The organism is Novosphingobium sp. GV079 (assembly GCF_003058045.1).
In the GTDB taxonomy this organism is placed as follows: Bacteria; Pseudomonadota; Alphaproteobacteria; order Sphingomonadales; family Sphingomonadaceae; genus Novosphingobium; species Novosphingobium capsulatum.
Genome location: NZ_QBUE01000001.1, coordinates 127244 through 146032, shown reverse-complemented (window position 1 = coordinate 146032; position 18789 = coordinate 127244). Strand labels below are relative to the sequence as shown.

The following is an 18789-nucleotide window of genomic DNA, read 5'->3' as shown; positions in this document are numbered from 1 at the left end:
TTCGGCACAGACGCGCCAGACCACGTCGAAGGAACCGCCACGCCAAAGGAGCCGCCAGGCCTCATGCACACAATCGCTCTGCTGGGCGCCGGGCGTATCGGCGCCGTCCATGCCGCGCATATCGCCCGCCATCCCGGCCTGCGCCTGGCCGTGGTGGCCGATATCGATCCCGCTGCGGGGCAGGCCCTGGCCGATCGTCACGGCGCGCTGGCGCTGGCGCCCGAACAGGCGCTCGATCATCCGGGCCTTGCCGGCGTGGTGATCGCCAGCCCTACCGCGCTGCACGCGCCGCAAACGCTCGACGCTGCCGCGCGCGGTCTGGCCGTGCTCTGCGAAAAGCCACTCGCGCTTGATCTGGCCGTGGCGCAGGCGGCACTGGCCCGCCTCGACGCGCTGGGCGCGCGGGTGCTGATGGGCTTCAACCGTCGCCACGATCCCGATTTCGCCGCGCTACACGCCGCGCTGGTCCAGGGCTCGATCGGCGGCATCGAAACGCTGCACATCATCAGCCACGATCCCGCCCCGCCGCCACCGGCCTATGTCGCCACCTCGGGCGGGATTTTCCACGACATGGTGATCCACGATTTCGACATGGCGCGCTGGCTCTTGGGCGAAGAACCGGTGGAAGTGATGGCCGCCACGGCCTGCCTGATCGATCCCGCGATCGGCGCGGCGGGAGACGCCGATACCGCCAAGACCATCCTGCGCACCGCCAGCGGGCGCATGGCGATGATCAGTTCCAGCCGCCGCAGCGGCTATGGCTATGACCAGCGGATCGAGGCGTTCGGCGCGCGCGGCGCGCTGCGCGTGGGCAACGTGCCGAACAGCCGGGTGGAACACTGGGGGCCGGCGGGCGCCGCCGCCGCGCCGTTCATGGATTTCTTCCTCGATCGCTATGCCGCCGCCTTTGCTGCGCAGATCGCCCATTTTGCCCAGGTGATCGACGGCGCCGCGCCGCTGATCAGCGCGGCCGACGGGCTGCGCGCGCTGCTGCTGGCCCAGGGCGCACAGGAATCGGCGCGCAGCGGCGCGTTTGTCCGCGTCTAACCGGCATCAGCCCAGCGCGTTGCGCGGCGGGCGTGTTTCGGGCGCATGGCCGAAAGCGGGGTTGGGCCGGGTATCCATCTCGAACACCAGGTGCCCGCCGCGCGCCAGTTCGGCATGGCTGATCCAGCTGCGGTTCCACACCTGGCCGTTCCAGCGCACCTGCCGCACATAGACCGCTGCCGCGCTGTTGCCCGGTGCCTCGATCACCAGCCGCCCACCCGGCACAGCCAGTTCCGCCCGGTTGAACAGCGGCGAGCCGAACACCCACACGCCGCTGACCGGATCGACCGGATAGATCCCCAGCGCGCTCAGCACGAACCACGCGCTCATCTGCCCGCAATCCTCGTTGCCCGCCAGCCCATCGGGCGCGGCGCGATACATGCTGGTCAACAGGCTGCGCACCCGCGCCTGGGTTTTCCACGGAGAGCCTGACCAGGCATAGAGATAGGCCACGTGGTGCGATGGCTCGTTGCCATGGGCATATTGCCCGACCAGGCCAGAGACATCGGGCGGCGCATCGGCCGGCAGCGTGCTGTCGGCGGCAAACAGCGCATCCAGCTCGGCCTCGAACGCGGCATCCCCACCCATCAGGTCGATCAGGCCTTGCGGATCGTGCTGGGCCATGAACGTGGCCTGCCAGGCGTTGCATTCGGTAAAATCGCGCCAGTGGTTGGTATCGTGGCCCAGCGCGCGCGGATCGAACGGCGTGGCCCAGGCGCCATTGGCCAGGCGCGGACGGACAAAGCCGGTATCCTTGTCAAACAGGTTGCGCCAGTTGCGCGACCGCGCGCGCAGCGCCGTGGCATCCTCATGCGCGCCGGCCGCTGCGGCGATCGCGGCCATGGCCCAATCGTCATAGGCATATTCCAGCGTCTTGCTGGCCGCCTCGCGCACGGTATCGGCCGGGATATAGCCCAGCCGGCGATAGGGCTCCAACCCGCTGTCCTCCCGCTCGAACGCCAGGTGGCGCAGCGCCGGCCACAGCGTGGCCAGGTCCAGCCCGCTGGCGCCCTTGTTCAGCGCATCGGCCATCACCGCCACCGAATGCCAGGCGATCATGCAATGCGTCTCGATCCCCTGCAGCGGCCACACCGGCGGGCCGAACGGGCTTTCCAGCGTCATCCGCGCCAGGTTGCGGGCAAAGGCGGCATTGCGCGGCGCATCGACCAGGCTCAGCAGCGGGTGCAGCGCGCGATAGGTATCCCACAGCGAATAAGTGCTATAGTTCGCCTCGCCCGCCGGCAACGTACGCACCGCGCTGTCCATCGCGCGATAGCGCCCGTCGACATCGCAAAACAGGTTGGGCGCGGCCGCCGCGTGATAAAGCGCGGTGGCCATGATCCTGCGCTGATCGGGCGTGCCACCCGATACCTGCACGGCGCCGAGCCGCGTAGCCCAGGCCGCCCGCGCCGCGCCGCGCACGGCGGCAAAATCCCAGCCCGGCACTTCGGCATCGAGCGCCGCCAGCGCCCCGGCCACGTCCACGCCCGAAAGCCCGACCTTGACCAGGACCGGCGCAGCCGCGGCATCGGGCAGCATCACGGCGGCTTTCAGGTTTGCCCCGGCCACCTGCGTGGCGCCCTCTGGCAGCGGCGCATCGTTGCTGAACAGGCGCACTTGCGCCGCCGGGCGCGACAGGCGCAGCGCGAAATGTATCTGCCGCCCATCGGCCCACTGGTGCACGCGGCGGCTGCCAGTGATCAGATCGGGCGCGGCCAGATGCAGGCTCGCCTCGGTCACCTTGGTCGGGCCTGAGGGGTCATCGGCAATGCTCGCCTCGTCCGGCTCGTCCCGCGCGCCATGGGCCAGATCGATCAGCAGGTGCCCAGCCTGGGCAAAGTGATAGCGGTGCAGCCCCACCCGCGCCGTCGCGGTCAATTCCACGCCGATGCCGCTTTCGCGCAAGTGCACCGCGTAATAGCCCGGCTCGACCGTTTCATCGGCATGGTCAAACCGCTGCCGATAGCTGCCCTGCGGCTTGGCCCGCGTGCCGGGAGACAGCACCACTGGCCCGGTGCGCGGCACCACCAGCACGTCCATCAGGTCACCCACGCCTGTGCCGCTCAGGTGGTTGTGGGAAAAACCCAGCAGCGTCGTATCATCATGATGATAGCCCGAACACGCGTCCCACCGCGCATTGTCGGTATCCGGGCCCAGTTGGACCATGCCGAACGGCACCGTGGCCGCCGGCGTCACATGGCCATGGCCGCCCGTGCCGATCATCGGATCGACCAGGGCCAGCGCCGCATCGGGCGCGGCCTGCGAGAGCGCAGCGGCCTTTTGCGCGATCCCGCCGGCCAGCGTTCCGGCCAGGCCAGCCGATCCCTTGAGCATGTCGCGACGCGTGGGCTTCATCATCTTCTCCTGCTGCCAGGGCAGAAAAGGGGCCGGGCAGCCCCCTTCTGCCCGGCCCCTTCCCCGAAATACCGCCCGCAGGCGGGAAGGAATGATCAGAACTTCATCGTCGCCGTCACCAGCGAGGTGGTTCCCGAATTGACGATATCGGAAATCGCCAGGCTGTGCTGCCCGATGTGCGACCAATAGCTGGGCGTATTGAACAGGTTGGCGATCGACAGGTCCAGCTTGAACATGCGGCTGAAAGTATAGCCGGCATGCACGTCCACGCGGCTCACCGGGCGCACCCACACGTCGTCCCATGTCGCATTCTTGCCCAGCGTGTCGTAGATCGAGACATAATCGCCGGCATAGCTGTAGTTCACGTCGAGCGAGACCGGGCCCTTTTCGAAGAAGACCTGGCCATTGGCCATGACTTCGGGCGCGTTCTGGATGCGGTCCATGCGCGTGCCATCGCCCAGCACGTCAACCCGCGTCCACTGCCGCGTAAAGTTCACCGCCACGCCCAGGCCGGAAAGCAGGCCGGGCAATGCCGAAAACTTCTGCCGCGCCTGCAGCTCGATGCCATAGACATGGCCCGATCCACCGTTCTGCGGCTGATAGGTCACCGTGCCGGTGGTGACGCCGGCATTGCTGCCGGTCACGATCCCGGCGCTGCTGCCGTTGTCATAGATATAGTGCGCCAGGTGCTTGTAGAACCCGGCCAGCATCACGTGGCCGCCGCCCGGGATGGTCCATTCGCCCGAAGCATCGAGGTTGATCGCACGGATCGCCTTGAGGTTGGGATTGCCCTGGGTCACCGTGGTCACCCCGCCCGACACGCTGGTCGAAGCGCCGCCACCCAGTTGCAGGAACGGCGGACGGACATAGCTGGTCCAGGCCGAAGCGCGATAGACCGCCCCGCCATTGTCGCGATAGGTAAAGGCAATGCTGGGCAGCACCGCATCGAACTTGGCCTTGTTCGAACCGAACGCGCCGGTCGCGGTGGTGCCATTGTCGGTCGGCGTCACCCAGAACACGTTCTTGATGTCGGTGTGCTCGTACCGCACGCCCGGCACGATCTCGAGGTTGCCATACTGCAGCTGGCCCATGACATAGCCGGCCCAGACCGTCTCGTTGGCCTTTTGCGTGTTGCAGTTATAGCTGTTGATCGGGTTCGATCCGCAGGTATCGATCGTCGCGTCGGTCGCGCCGCCCAGCTGGTTGAACAGCGAGAAGACCTTGCCCTGGTCGATCACCGGCACCTGCCAGGTATAGCGCTTGGGCCAGACCGCCGGATAGATCTGCTTGATCACACCCAGATCGCCCAGCGTCGCGGCATTGCCATAGCCGGGCACGGTATAATCGCGGTTGGTGATTTCGCGGTGGCTGGTTTCCACGCGGAAGCCGGCCTTCAGGAACGTGAGATGGCCGCCATCGAAATCGAGCTTGAGGTCGATCTTGCCGCCGCCCTTGCGCTGGAAGCTGGTCTGCGGGGTATATTCCGGCGGGCCGCCATTGGCAGGCATGCCGCTGATATTGTTAAGCTGGTTGCGCACGGTGGCAGGCAGCAGCGGCACGGGATAGCCATTGTCATAGCCGAACAGGGTCGAGCCGCCATAAGCCACCGGAGCATAGCGCCCGGCCACTTCGATGTGGTTGGGCCGCGCGTTGCTGCCCCAGCTGTAGAACAGGCTGGGCGACACGGTCAGCTTGCCGGCGTGCTTGTCCATGCCCAGCTGCACGGTGCCGAGCGTGGCGATCGCCGGGTTGGTTTCATACCAGAACCGCGCCTGAACCGCGCCGATCACCGGGGCATAGGTGCCATTGCCCAGCGCCGTGCCGCTCGACCCGTCCTGCTTGTTGACGCCCACGATCTGGGTCAGCTGGCTGTTCTGGTCGGTCTTGGCGCGGGCATAGCTGGCGCGCAGATAGATCGAGGTATCTTCATCGGGGCGCCAGTCGAACGTGCCGTTGCCGCCAAAGCGTTCGGTATAGCCGCTCGACAGGCCGAAATTGGCCGCCGTCTGGATCAGGTTGGAAGCCGGATCGAGGGCCGGTGCGCTGTTACCGGCGGCATCCTGCACGGCAAAGTCATAGCCGTTGTCGCAGCAGCCCGATTCCTGCACGCCGCCCACCAGGCTGTTGGCAAAGTGGCGGATATCGTAAAAGCCGCTGACATAGACGCCGAACTGGTGATCCGCGCCGAACTTGCGCGAATAGTCCGCCCCCGCGTTCCAGCCCAGGCCGTTCTGGCCATAGGCGCGCGCCCGGCTTTCCACACGGCCGCCGATCGTTACCGACCCGCGCGAGTCCGCCGCATAGTCGAACGCCGAAGGGGTGCGGAAATCGATCGTGCCGCCGATCGCATCGCCCAGCATGTCGGGCTGCGAGGTCTTGTTGACGATGATCGTCTGCAGGCCCGACGGGGGCAGCAGGCTGAGCTGCACGCCGCGGCTATAGGGATTGCCCTGCGCCACCGACACGCCGTTGATCAGGTTGATGTTGTATTCGGAATTGAGGCCACGCACCGAAACGAACATGCCCTCCCCGCGCGAGGCGCCGTCGACGCCGCCGGCAAAGGCCGAACCGGTGTTCATCACGTTGATGCCCGGCACCATGCCCAGCGCTTCGGCGACGTTGTGCACGGCCGTATGCTCAAGATCCTGGGCGGAAATGACATTGACCGTGTTGGCCGAACGCATCTGCAGCGTTGCCGCCTGATAGCGGTTGCCCACCACCACGATGCCGGCGGCCAGATCCGCCTCGCTGCCGGTGGGAGTGCCCGCCGTCGCATCGGCCAGTGGCGCTGCCGATGCCGGCGCCGTGGCGGGAAGGGTTTGGGCGGTGGCCGGCGTTTGTGCCGCCAAGGCCAGCATCATGGTCGATCCGCTAAGCAGCAGACGCGACCGACAGAGCAATCCGATCATTTCACAAACCCCCATATCCCTCTCGCCACGTTTCGGGCGTTGAGCGTATGGAATGGTATTGCCCGTCTTCTGTCAATATGATTTTTCTGTTTCTAATATTTTTGATATAAAAATTTCAGAATTGCGACGGTCGCGCCACAGCAGGCCATCGCTTTGTCACGAGGCATCGCCGCCGCTGCCGGGTGCCCCTGCGGCCACGCTGCGCTGCTGGTCATAGGCCAGCCCCACCACCAGCGCCTGCGCCAGGCACAGCGAGGATGACAACGAGCGAAAGCCGCGCACTTCGGATTCGCGCACCAGCAGGGTCTGCGCCGCGCGCTTGGCAATCGGGCTCAGCAGGCTGTCGGAAATCGCCAGGACTTTGGCGCCCGCCGCGCAGGCCACTTCCACCGCGGACACCGTTTCCGGGGCATAGGAGTGATAGCTGATCGCGATCAGCACGTCGTCCGGCCCGATCGCGCGCAACTGCTGCGCCGCCAGGCCGCCCACGCCATCGACCAGCATCGTCGGCTTGCCCGCCTGCGGCACGGCATAGGCCAGATAGGCCGCCACCGGAAAGGCGCGACGCATGCCGACCACGTGCACCACGCGCGCCGCCGCGATCAGCGCCACGGCATTGGCCAGCCCTTCGCGCCCCACCATCGCCCGCGTGTTCTGCAGGGCCATGATGTCGCCCTCGGCAAATTCGTCGATCAGCGCGCCGATGCCGCCGGCCGAAACCGAATCCTCCACCGCCGCGCCAAACTGGTACACCCGCTCGCTATAGCCCAGCGCGCTGTTCTGCGCGATCAGGCTGTCACGCAGCAGGCGCTGCATCGGCCCTGCCCCGGTAAAGCCCAGCGCCTTGGCAAAGCGCACGATCGCCGATGGCTGCGTGCCCGAACGCTCGGCCAGTTCATTGAGCGTGAGTAGCGCCATATCTTCGGGATGATCGAGGACATAGCGGCCGACCTGCTGCAACACCTTGGTCATGCCGTCGTAACGCGCCAGGATCATGTCACGCAGCGCGTCGGCGCTGCCGGGCAGGCCATCGCCGTCTGCCGCAGCTTCGGGGGCATTGTCTTGCGAGGCGGTCATCGCTGTCTCCACTGTCCTGGCCGGTATATGCCAGTGGATCGGCGATGCAACATTTCATCATGGAATAAAATTTTCATATTGACGTAATCATGGCATTTCCTGATTAATATGCTGATGAGCACGGCACCCATCACCGCTATCGGCACGCCACCCGCTGGGCGGGCGCGCATGACGTTTGCCGGCGCGCTATCGGCCAACATGCTCAACATGATCGGCGTGGGCCCGTTCATCACCATTCCGCTGGCGCTGGCCGCCATGGGTGGCCCCCAGGCGCTGCTGGGCTGGCTGCTCGGCGCCGTGCTGTGCCTGTGCGATGGCTTCGTCTGGGCCGAACTCGGCTCGGCCCTGCCCCGCTCGGGCGGGTCGTTCCACTATTTGCGCGAGGCGTTCGGGCCGCAGGGCCTGGGCCGCCTGTTCGGCTTTCTCTACCTGTGGCAGACGCTGCTGATCGGGCCGATGTCGATCGCCTCGGGCACGGTGGGCATGGCCCATTATCTCACCTGGCTCGAACCGGGCCTGTCGCCCTGGACCCTGGCGGCGATCGCTGCCACGGTGTGCCTCGTCAACCTCGGGCTGTTGTGGCGCGATATCCGCGCGATCGGCGTGCTCTCGGTCGCCACCAGCGTGATCGTGATCGGCTCGTGCCTGTGGATCATCGCCTCGGGCGCGGTGCATTTCGATGCCGCCCGCGCCTTTTCCTTTCCGCCCCACGCCTTTGCCATCAACGGCGGGTTCTGGATGGGCCTGGGCGCGGCCACGCTGATCGGCGTCTATGATTATGGCGGCTACAACACGATCTGCATGCTGGGCGATGAAGTGGTCGAGCCGCGCCGCAACATCCCGCGCGCCGTGCTGCTGTCGATCCCGCTTGTCGCGCTGCTCTATATCGGGCTGAACCTGGCGATCCTGGGCGTGCTGCCCTGGCAGCAGGCGATGCATTCTCAGGCCGTTGTGGCCGATTTCATGGCCGCGATCTATGGCCCCACCGGTGGCCGCATCGTCACCGTGCTGATCCTCATCGCCAGCTGGGCCTCGGCGCTGATGAACCTGCTCGGCGCCTCGCGCGTGCCGTTTGCCGCCGCGCGCGCCGGTGATTTCCTGGCGGTGTTCGCCCGCACCAATGCGCGTGGCGATGTGCCGGCGGTCTCACTGCTGTTCATGGGCCTGGCCTCGGCCCTCGCCTGCCTGGTCTCGCTCGATACGCTGATCGCGGTGATGATCGTGGTGCAGACGATGTTCCAATATACCGCGCAATGCATCGCCGTGGTCCTGCTGCGCCGGCAGAACCCGCAGGCCGCGCCCGGCCAGTTCCGCATGCCGCTCTATCCCCTGCCGGTGATCATCACCCTGGCCGGCTGGGCCTATATCGTCACCACCGCGCGCCCGCTGCACATCCTCGCCGGGGTGGCGATGATCGCGGTGGGCAGCGCGCTGTTCCTCGCCATGGCGCGCCGCACTCGCCAGTGGCCGTTTTCGTCAGACAATTCCTTGCACAAGGCTTCTCGCCCATGACCGTCCGCTTCGATGTCGCCGTGGTTGGCGAAATCTATGTCGATCACATCTTCAGCGGCTTTCCCGCCTGGCCCCTGCCGGGCGAGGAAGTGACCACCGATGCCTATACCCGCGAAATGGGTGGCGGCACCATCGCCACCGCCTGCGGCCTTGCCCGGCTTGGCCGCAAGGTGGGCGTGGTTGGCCTGATCGGCGCGGATGACCGCGCCTGGTTCGAACAGCGCCTGGCCGGCTATGGCGTGGCCTTCGATGGCATCCGCATCGGCAATGGCTTTACCGGCACGACGATTTCGATCTCCACGCCGCAGGATCGCTCGTTCTTCACCCACATCGGCGTCAATTCCGCGGTCGGCGCACTGGCCATGGGCGATGGGCTGGCCACGCTCTGCGCCGCATCGCACGTCCACTTCGCCATGCCGGTGCCGCACACCGTGGCGCAAGTGGTGCTGCCGCTGCTCGCCGCGCGCGGGATCACCACCTCGCTCGACATGGGCTATCAGCCCGAATGGCTGGCCAGCCCGGTCAACCGCCCGACGATCACCCAGGTCGATTACCTGATGCCCAACGAGAAAGAGGCCGAGCTGCTGTTCGGCAGCACCGACGTTGGCACCTATTTCGACCACGCCGCGCGCATTGGCATCCGCAACCCGCTGCTCAAGCTTGGCGCGCGCGGTGCTGCCGCGCTCGACAATGGCGAGATCGTCCACGTGCGCCCGCCGGTGGTGCAGGCGGTCGATGCCACGGGCGCCGGCGATGCCTTCGATGCCGGTTTCATCGATGCGCTGCTCGATGCCGCGCCCTTGCGCCGCCGTCTCGAACGCGGCTGCATCACCGGCGCCCTTTCCACCCGCAAGCCGGGGGCGCTTGGCGGCATCCCCGATGCACAGGAGCTTTGGACTGTTCATGACCGCAACTATGCCCTCCACGACTGATCGCAAGCTGACCCTGATCGGCGGCGGCGGTGTTCGCACTCCGCTGGTCACCTTTGGCGTCAACGATGCCGCCCAGGCGCTGGGCGCGCGCGAACTGGTGCTGTGGGATCCCGATGCCGATCGCCTGGCGATCATGGCCGCGCTGGGCCGCGCCATCGTGCGCGCCGAAGGCGGCGATCTGATCGTCCGCGAGGCCACCAGCATCGAAGACGCGATCGAGGGCTCCTCGTTCGTGATGAACTCGATCCGCGTCGGCGGCATTGCCGGCCGCGCCGCCGATGAACGCACAGCGATCGAGCATGGCTTTCCCGGCCAGGAAACCACCGGTCCGGCGGGCGCTGCCATGGCGCTGCGCACCGTGCCGATCGCAATCGAGCAGGCCCGCCTGGTCCAGCGCCACGCGCCCGACGCGTGGATCGTCAACTTCACCAATCCGGCCGGCCTCATCACACAGGCGATCGCCAACCACACCGATGCCAAGATCGTCGGCATCTGCGATACGCCCACCGAACTGTTCCACAACATCGCCCATGCGCTGGGCGCCACGCTGGCCGACGTGGAATGCGATTATGTCGGCCTCAACCACCTGGGCTGGGTGCGCGGCATCCGCCTGCATGGCGAGGACGTGTTCGACCGCGCGCTGGCCGACGATGCCGTGCTTGACCAGCTCTATTCCGCCCCGGTGTTCGACAAGGCGATGATCCGCGCGCTGCGCCTGATCCCCACCGAATACCTGTTCTTCTATTACGAGCGCCGCCGCGCCCTGGCCAACCAGCAGCGCCACGGCTCCAGCCGTGGCACCGAGGTGGAGGCGCTCAACGTCACGCTGATCGAAACGCTGCGCGATCGCCTGGGCGCAGACGATGGGCCGGGCGCGATTGCCGCCTATGCCGCCTATCTCAACCGCCGCTCTGGTTCGTACATGAAGCTCGAGGCCGAAGGCGGCTCTGCCTTCGATCCCGAGGCGACGTTCAATATCGATCCGTTCCGCGTTGCCAGCGGCTATCACCGCATCGCCATCGACGTGATGAGCGCGCTGACGGGCGCCAAGCCCGCCACGATCGTGGTCAACACCCGCAACCACGGCGCGCTGCCCAACCTGCCGGCCGGCGATATCGTCGAAACCAGCAGCCGGATCGATGCCAACAGCATCACCCCGCTGCCTATCGCGCCGCTGCCCGATGTGGCACTCGGCCTGGTTCACGGCATCAAGGCCTATGAACGCGCCGCGATCGATGCGGCGCTCACCGGCGAACGGCCCACGGCGCGCAAGGCGCTGCTGATCCATCCCGCGATCGGCGAATGGGACCCAACCGGCGCCCTGCTGCACGATCTGCTCGATCCCACCTGCCAGCACTGTTGAGTGATGCTGTCGGCAAGCCGGCGCACGATCCTGGCCAGCACGGCGGCAATGGCTGCCGCGCTGGCCCGATCCCCGATCGTTGCCCAGGCGCTTGCCGCCCCGGCGGCGGGGGCGCCTCCACAGCCTGACAGTCCCCGCCGCCGGTTATCGCTTGAGGCAGACTGGCGCTTTCACGCCGGCGACATTCCCTTCGCCCCGCTGCGCGATCACGAAGCCGCCTATGCCCATGCCAAGGCGGGCAATGCCACGGGCGGCGCGGCGGAGGATTGCGACGATGGCGATTGGGCCATGGTCACCCTGCCGCACGATTTCGCGCTAGGCCAGGCACCCGATCCGGCGGCCAATCCCGACCAGGCCTATCGCCCGCGTGGCATTGCCTGGTATCGGCGCGGCGTCCTGCTCGATCCCGCCTGGCGCGACGGCGCGCTCGATCTGGTATTCGATGGCATCGCCACCAACGCCACGGTGTGGATCAACGGCACGCTAGCCGCGCGCCATTTCGGCGGTTACACCCCTCTGGTCATAGATCTGTTGCCCTTCGCCCGCTTCGGTGAAGAGCCCAACACCATCGCCGTGCGGGTTGACGCGCAAGACAGCGAAGGCTGGTGGTATGAAGGCGCCGGCCTCTATCGCCACGTCTGGATCGAACGCCGCGCGCCCGTGCACATCGTGCGCCACGGCCTGGTCGCGCGGCCCCATCCGCTGGGCCAGGGCGACGGCGCGGCGACGACCAGCGATTGGGCCGTTCCGCTCACGCTCGATCTCGCCAATTCCGGCGCGGCCGACGCCGCCGTTACCGTTGCCGTGCGCCTGATGGCGCCCGATGGCACGATCATCGCCACCGCGCAGGCCGCGCTCACCCTGCCCGCGCAAGGCCAGGCGCAGGCCGCCCTCACCCTCGCCGTGCCGCCCCCCCGGCTATGGTCGCCGGCCGATCCCGCCCTCTATCACCTGGAAACGCGCGTGCTGGCCGATGGCGTGCTTGCCGATCAGGAAAGCTGCGCGCTGGGCCTGCGCACCGTGCGGTTCGATGCGGATCGCGGCATGCTGCTCAATGGCGAGCCCTGCCGGATCAAGGGGGTCTGCGCGCATCAGGATCACGCCGGCGTCGGCGTCGCCGTGCCCGACAGCCTGTGGGACTATCGCCTGCGCCGCATTCGCGAGATGGGCGGCAATGCGCTGCGCACCGCGCACCATGCCCCCGCGCCCGAACTGCTCGAAGCGGCAGATCGTCTTGGCGTGATGATCCTGGCGGAAAACCGCACGCTGTCAGCCGCGCCCGATACGCTCGATGCCCTGGCCGCGCTGGTGCGCCTGGGCCGCAACCATGCCAGCGTCATCGCCTGGTCCTTGTGCAACGAGGAATCGATCCAGGCCAGCGGCATCGGCGTGGCCATGGTCACGCGGATGAAGGCGCTGGTCCGCACGCTCGATCCCACCCGCGCGGTCACCGCCGCGCTCAACGGCGCGATGGAGGCAGAGCCCAACATTGCCGACCAGCTCGATGTGGTTGGCTTCAACTATGGCCGTGGCGGCATCGATGCCTATCACGCCGCCCATCCCACCCGTCCGCTGCTCAGCAGCGAAGACACCTCGGCCCTGATGACCCGCGGCGTAGCGGCGGGCGATGCCGCGCGCCACGTGATCGCCGATGATGACACCACCGCCGTCCCCTGGGGTCAGACCAACAGCGCCGCCTGGGCTTTCATCGCCCAGCGCCCCTGGCTGGCCGGTGGCTTCCTGTGGACCGGTTTCGACTATCGCGGCGAGGCAACGCCGTTTGGCTGGCCCAGCACGTCGAGCTTTTTCGGCGCGATGGACCTGTGCGGCTTTGCCAAAAGCGGGTTTCACATCCGCCGCGCGCTGTGGAGCGCCACGCCGGTCATCGCGATCTGGCCGCACTGGACCTTTCCGGGGCAAGAGGGCCGCGCCGTGCCGATCCTGGTCGCCAGCAATGCTGATCTCGTGTCGCTGCACCTTGATGGCCGCGAACTGGCCCGCGCGCCGGTGCGTGATGGCGTCGCGCGGTTCACCCCGGTCTATGCTCCGGGCCGCCTGCTTGCCCAGGGCTGGCGCGACGGGCGCGTGGTCGCCAGCGCCACCTGCGTCACCGCCGGCGCGCCGGTGGCGCTGCGCCTGGTGCCCGATCGCCCGCGCCTCCGGGCCGAACGCCGCGATGCCGTGCCCGTCACGGTCATGGCGGTCGACGCCGCCGGGCAGCCCGTGCCCGTGGCGCAACATGGCTTTGCCGTGCACGTCGAGGGCGGGCAGATCCTCGGCCTCGGCAATGGCGATCCCAACCTTGCCCTACCCGAAACCCCAGCTGCCGATGGCCGCAACGGAGCCATGGCGCTGTTCAACGGGCTGGCCCAGGCGATCGTCTGCGCCGATGGCAGCAGCCCCCTGCAATTGCTCGCCACCGCAGCCGGTCTCGCCCCAGCGCGCTGCGTCCTGCGCGTCGATCCCGCCACGGTTGCCGCGCTGCCGGCCGTGCCCCCGGCGCAACCGCTCACCGAATGGCGCCAGGCGCCCTCCAGCGCGCAGCGCCCGGTGCCCGGCCAGCGCCTCGGCGATGGCGACATGAATTCGTGGGCCTGGACCAAGCCGGGCGCAACCCAGCCTACCGACCCTGCCGCGCCCTGGGTGCTGCTGCACCTGGCGTTCACCCCGCGCCGCGCCGTGGCGGCCAAGGGTGGCACCGTGCGCTTTGCCAGCGTCGTCGGCCGCGCCGAAATCTGGCTCGACGGCGTGCGCGTCGCGCGCAAGGCCGATCCTGCCGCTGCCCCACTGGCCATCCCCCTGCCACCGGGGAACGGCGAACGCTTGCTCGATGTGCTGTTCGATAACCGCGTCACGCCCGGTCGCTGCGGCCTCGCCGGCATGGTCAGCCTCGGCGCGTGAGCCACTTGGGGCCGCACCACGCCCCGCCCTGGCCACCGTTCATAGAATCGCTATTGACCGTTAAGGAAAAACTTGCGAGCCTAATATCAACTTGAAAGGTTGAGTTATGGCGAATCCGTTTCCGTTCCATGACTTGGCGCGGCGTGCCAGCCATGATGATCTGCCCGTGGCGATTATCGGCGGCGGGTTCAGTGGCACCTTGCTGGCCATCCACCTAGCCCGGCGCGGGGTGCGCGTCGTCATCGTGGAGCGTGACCCCCAGGCGCTGGCCCATGGTCTGGCCTATGGCGCCTGCGGGCCGCAGCACCTGCTCAATGTGCGCGCCGGCAACATGAGCGCCTTTCCCGACGATCCCACCCATTTCCTGCGCTGGCTGGGCCATGGCGAAACCGACGCGGCCAACCGCTTTGCCACCCGCGCCAGCTATGGCGCCTATATCGCCAGCCTGCTCGCCAGCGCCCGCGCCGCCATGCCCGATCGCATCACTATCGCGATTGCCAGCGCGCAAGGCGTCACCCCGCTGGGTGATGGCACGCTCCAGGTCGCACTCGATCAGGGCGCGCCGCTCCATGCCCGCGCCGTGGTTCTCGCCCAAGGCAACCTGCCGCCCCAGCGCCACCGCGCGCTGGCCGCCCTGGCACCGCCCCAGGCGCTGCCCGATCCCTGGGCGCCCGGCGCGCTCGATGCCATCGCGCCCGATGCCCGCGTGCTGCTGCTCGGCACCGGGCTTACCGCGATCGATGTGATCCAGTCGCTTGAGGCGCGCGGCCATCGCGGGCCAATCGTCGCGCTGTCGCGGCGCGGCCTGGTGCCGCGCGCGCATGCCGCCAGCGGCCCGGCGATTTCACCGCAGCCGATGCCCGCCGCGCGCGGCAGCGCCTTGCTGCGCCACATTCGCGCCCGCGCCCGCGCCGTGGGCTGGCACCATGCCATCGATGAACTGCGCCCCCATACCCATGCCTTGTGGCAGGCACACGATGGCGCGGCCCAAGCGCGCTTTCTGCGCCATGCCCGCCCCTGGTGGGACGTGCATCGCCATCGCATGGCCCCGGCCATTGCCCAGCGGATCGAGGGGCTGTGCGCCGCCGGGCGCCTGCTGGTCGTGGCGGGCAGCCTGCAACAGGTCGTGCCCGATGGCGATGATGGCATGCTCGCGCAATGGCGTGCCCGCGGCAGCGATGCGGTGGCCACGCTCGCGGTCGATCACGTCGTGGTCTGCACCGGCCCCGGCGGCGATCCCGCGCAAAGCCGCGATCCCCTGCTGCGCAGCCTGCTGGCCGCCGGCTTGGCACGCCCCTGCCCGCTGCATCTGGGCCTTGATGTCGATGATCACTGGCGCCTGCGCGATGCGCGCGGCCGCGCCGCCTTGCCCATTCACGCCATGGGCGCGCTGTCCAAGGGCCTCAACTGGGAAATGGTCGCCGTGCCCGATATCCGCCTCCAGGCACAGCGCCTGGCCGCTCACCTGGTCGCGGCGCAACCCGCTGTCGCCGCCTGATCGCCCTCACCACCACAAGCGCACTCCGGCCAGCGCGCGCACGGCGCTGGCGCGCGCTCCCACCGAACGCGCCGCACGTGCGCTGCCGCCCAGGCTGCGTTCCCAGCCCAGACCTACATAAGGCACGAAATTGCGCTTGATTTCATAGCGCAGGCGCAGCCCGCTCTCGATGCGGTTGATCCCCGCGCCCTCGCCCAGATCGGGCAGGCTTTGCGCCGCCCAATCCATTTCCAGGCGCGGCTGCACCACCAGGCGCTGGGTCAAGCGCTGGTCATAGCTGGCCTCGGCCCGGCCGGTCAGCTCGCCCCGCGTCGACAAGAAAACCGATCCTTCCACGTCAAACCAATAGGGCGCCAGCCCTTCGATCGTCAGCGCGGCATGGGTGCGCCGCTGGCCCGTGCCCAGCAGGCCCCGGTCCAGATCCTGCTTCACCCCGGCGCGCATGTTGAACCACGGGTCCAGTGCATGCAGCCAGCCTGCCTGCACCTCGGCACGGTCCACCCGCCCGGCAAAGGCCCCTTCCCCGCGCGATTCCAGCGCCAGGCGGTCGCTGTCCCCACCCCACCAGCCCTTGGCTTCCCAGGCATAATCGCCGCCGCCGCGCGTCTCCAGCTGGTCGATCATCACCTGGCTCACCGCCATGCCGCCGTTCTCGTGCACCAGGGCCGCCCGCGCGCGCGCCATCGCCTGCGGATCGAACAGGGCATCGGCGGCATGATCGCTCGGCGGCGGCGGCGGAGCCGCAGCGTCCTGGGCCCGCGCCACGCCGGTGCCGCTCATCACCACCGCCAGCGCGATGGCCAGACCGCGCCGGCTCATGCCGCCTGCTCGCGCACGGTCACCATGCGAAACATGCCGGCATGCATGTGCAATAGCATGTGGCAGTGAAACGCCCAATCGCCCAAAGCATCGGCGGTCAGGTCGAAACTCGCCTTGCCACCGGGCAGCAAGTTGACCGTGTGCTTGCGCGGCGCCGCCTCGCCCGCACCGTTCACCAGGTCAAAGAAATGGCCATGGATATGAATGGGATGGGGCATCATCGTGTCGTTGATCAGCGTCACCCGCACCCGCTCCCCAGCGCGGAACGCCAGGGGCGCGGGGTTCTCGCTCAGCTTCACCCCGTCGAACGACCACATGTACCGTTCCATATTGGCCGTCAGGTGCACATCCAGGTTGCGCGTGGGCGGCGCCTGCGGGCGCGGTACGGCGGCCTTGAGATCGGCATAGGTCAGCACGCGATGGTCCACGTCTTCCAGCCCGGTGGGCCGATCCGCCAGGCGATCGGCCGGCGCGGCAGACAGCGTCGCCACCCCCGGCCCCAGGCGCATGCCCGGCGGCGCGAGGGACTTGTCCCGCATCTTCATCCCGCCATGGCCACCGTGCATGGCATGCCCGCCCTGCCCCGGCGCCGGCATCGGTGCCGAAAGGTCCAGCGTGCCGGCGGCCATGTCCATGCCCGTCATGTCCATGGCGCCCATGCCCATGTCACGCATGGTCAACAGCGGCCGCGCGCGCAGCGGCGGGATCGGCGCTGCCGTGCCCGCAGGCGCGCCCAGTGGCGCCAGCGTCGCCCGGCACTGCCCCGATCGATCGATCGCTTCAGCAATGATCGCAACGGGTTGCGCGGATTTTGGCTGCACCAGCACGTCATAGGTCTCGGCAATGCCAATCTGCAATTCATCGGTGTCCACCGGCACCACATCCTGCCCATCGGCCGCCACCACGCGCATCGGCACGCCCGGCAACCGCAGGTTGAAATTGGTCATCGCCGCGGCATTGATCACGCGCAGCCGCACCGCCTCGCCCGGCACAAACGCCCCGGTCCAGTTCGCCGCGCTGTCGTGCCCGTTGATGCAATAGGTATAGGTCGATCCGGTCACATCGGCGATGTCGGTCGGGTCCATGCGCATGCGGCCCCAGTTCAGGCGCTCGCCCAGGGGCTGGTCGCGGCCGGCCAGCAAGCCCGCCAGGGTCTGCTGCTGCCGATTGTAGAACCCGCCCTGCTGCTTCAACCGCTTGAGCAGCACGTGCGGATGCACGTCGGTCCAATCGTGCAGCATGATCACATGCTCGTGCGCCGTCTCAGTGGTGGGCACGGCCGGGTCGATCACGATCGGGCCAAACAGGCCCATCGCCTCCTGCATCCCGCTATGCCCGTGATACCAATAGGTTCCTGCCTGGCGCACGGTAAACACGTGGTCAAAGCTCTGCCCCGGGGCAATGCCGGGATAGCTGATGCCTGGCACCCCATCGAACTGGAAAGGCACCAGCAGTCCGTGCCAGTGGATCGAGGTATCCTCGCTCAGGCGGTTGTGCACGCGCAGGCACACCTGCTGCCCTTCGCGCAGGCGGATCATCGGCCCCGGCGTGGTGCCGTTGACAGTGATCGCATGGCCGCTGCGCCCCCCGACGCGCACGGTGGCTTGGTCGATCACCAGTTCGATCAGATCACCCGACAGCGCGGTTGCTGGCGCGCCCATCGCCCCCTCGGCCATGCCCGGCATCATGCCAGCCATGGCGGTGCGCGCGCGTGCCAGATCGGGCAAAACACCGCCCAGCCCGGCTCCAGCCAGTCCCGCCAAAATCGTGCGCCGATCCACTCTATCAGTCCTTTTCGCCAAGCTGTTGTGCAAGCTTCTTTCTTGCGCGGTAAACTCTTGTTTCAATTGTCTTTTCGCTAACATCCAACATCATGGCAACCTCGCGCTGCGGCATCCCTTCCACGCCATGCAGCACGATCGCCTCGCGCAGCGGTTGCGGTAGGGTATCGATCGCCCGCGTCATGCGTGCCAGATCGGCACGCCCCGCCGCTTCGCGCTCCGGCCCTGGTGCGCTGTCCGGCACGTGCTCTACGGCGGCCTCGCCCTGCCCGCGCCAGCCCAGAAATAGCCGCCGCACCGCCTGCCGCCGCCGCCAGTCGCGCCCCTTGTTCAGGGCAATGCGCGCCAGCCACGCCGCCAGCGGCCGCGCCGGATCATAGCGGCGCAGCGCGGCAAAGGCGGCGATGAACGTATCCTGCGTCACGTCGAGCGCGGCATCGGCCTGTCCGGTCTGCGCCCAGGCCACGCGATGCACCACGGCGCGGTGACGCGCCATGAGCTGGCGATAGGCCTGCTCGTCGCCCACCAGCGCGGCGCGCACCAGGGCGGCATCATCGGCCTCGTCCAGAGGGTCATCACGCACCGCCGCGCGGCC

At 68.0% G+C, this 18789-nt stretch carries 12 protein-coding genes; 6 read left to right on the top strand and 6 right to left on the bottom strand.

Going from position 1 to position 18789, the window contains the following annotated elements:
• Positions 1–63: 63 nt before the first annotated feature.
• Positions 64–1047 carry an inositol 2-dehydrogenase gene (iolG, locus tag C8K14_RS00575; protein WP_107715460.1) on the top strand — a complete coding sequence of 328 codons (984 nt, stop codon included), beginning with the start codon at positions 64–66 and terminating at the stop codon, positions 1045–1047.
• A gap of 6 nt (positions 1048–1053) precedes the next feature.
• Here the strand turns inward: iolG and C8K14_RS00570 are convergent, their stop codons facing one another.
• The 3 genes from C8K14_RS00570 to C8K14_RS00560 form a co-directional block, all read right to left on the bottom strand.
• A complete protein-coding gene (locus C8K14_RS00570; RefSeq protein ID WP_199223612.1) occupies positions 1054–3405 on the bottom strand; it encodes a GH92 family glycosyl hydrolase in 2352 nt (783 codons plus the stop codon).
• A 92-nt stretch (positions 3406–3497) separates the two neighbouring features.
• On the bottom strand, positions 3498–6311 hold the full coding sequence (locus tag C8K14_RS00565; RefSeq protein ID WP_158271840.1) for a TonB-dependent receptor: 2814 nt from the start codon (positions 6309–6311) through the stop codon (positions 3498–3500).
• 156 nt (positions 6312–6467) lie between these two features.
• Positions 6468–7388: a MurR/RpiR family transcriptional regulator gene (locus C8K14_RS00560; RefSeq protein ID WP_107715275.1), complete on the bottom strand. Its 921-nt coding sequence runs from the start codon at positions 7386–7388 to the stop codon at positions 6468–6470.
• 114 nt (positions 7389–7502) lie between these two features.
• Here C8K14_RS00560 and C8K14_RS00555 point away from each other — a divergent pair, with 114 nt between their 5' ends.
• The 5 genes from C8K14_RS00555 to C8K14_RS00535 all read left to right on the top strand — a co-directional run bounded on the left by C8K14_RS00555 (position 7503) and on the right by C8K14_RS00535 (position 15594).
• Positions 7503–8900 (top strand): APC family permease, encoded by a 1398-nt coding sequence (locus tag C8K14_RS00555; protein ID WP_107715459.1) that lies wholly within the window; start codon positions 7503–7505, stop codon positions 8898–8900.
• The gene (locus tag C8K14_RS00550; RefSeq protein ID WP_107715274.1) at positions 8897–9832 is read left to right on the top strand and encodes a carbohydrate kinase family protein; all 936 of its coding nucleotides are present in this window, start codon (positions 8897–8899) and stop codon (positions 9830–9832) included. Before C8K14_RS00555 ends, C8K14_RS00550 begins: the two co-directional genes overlap by 4 nt.
• Positions 9816–11195: a hypothetical protein gene (locus C8K14_RS00545; RefSeq protein ID WP_199224942.1), complete on the top strand. Its 1380-nt coding sequence runs from the start codon at positions 9816–9818 to the stop codon at positions 11193–11195. Before C8K14_RS00550 ends, C8K14_RS00545 begins: the two co-directional genes overlap by 17 nt.
• A gap of 3 nt (positions 11196–11198) precedes the next feature.
• On the top strand, positions 11199–14096 hold the full coding sequence (locus C8K14_RS00540; protein ID WP_107715272.1) for a glycoside hydrolase family 2 TIM barrel-domain containing protein: 2898 nt from the start codon (positions 11199–11201) through the stop codon (positions 14094–14096).
• A gap of 106 nt (positions 14097–14202) precedes the next feature.
• Positions 14203–15594 carry an FAD/NAD(P)-binding protein gene (locus tag C8K14_RS00535; RefSeq protein ID WP_107715271.1) on the top strand — a complete coding sequence of 464 codons (1392 nt, stop codon included), beginning with the start codon at positions 14203–14205 and terminating at the stop codon, positions 15592–15594.
• A gap of 6 nt (positions 15595–15600) precedes the next feature.
• On the opposite strand, the gene C8K14_RS00530 is transcribed toward C8K14_RS00535, so the two are convergent.
• The 3 genes from C8K14_RS00530 to C8K14_RS00520 are packed head-to-tail and all read right to left on the bottom strand — an operon-like array spanning position 15601 to position 18777.
• Complete coding sequence (locus tag C8K14_RS00530) at positions 15601–16413, bottom strand: copper resistance protein B (RefSeq protein ID WP_107715270.1); 813 nt, start codon at positions 16411–16413, stop codon at positions 15601–15603.
• Positions 16410–18194: a copper resistance system multicopper oxidase gene (locus C8K14_RS00525; RefSeq protein WP_233250823.1), complete on the bottom strand. Its 1785-nt coding sequence runs from the start codon at positions 18192–18194 to the stop codon at positions 16410–16412. Before C8K14_RS00525 ends, C8K14_RS00530 begins: the two co-directional genes overlap by 4 nt.
• 4 nt (positions 18195–18198) lie before the next feature.
• Complete coding sequence (locus C8K14_RS00520) at positions 18199–18777, bottom strand: RNA polymerase sigma factor (protein ID WP_233250822.1); 579 nt, start codon at positions 18775–18777, stop codon at positions 18199–18201.
• Between the last annotated feature and the right edge of the window lie 12 nt (positions 18778–18789).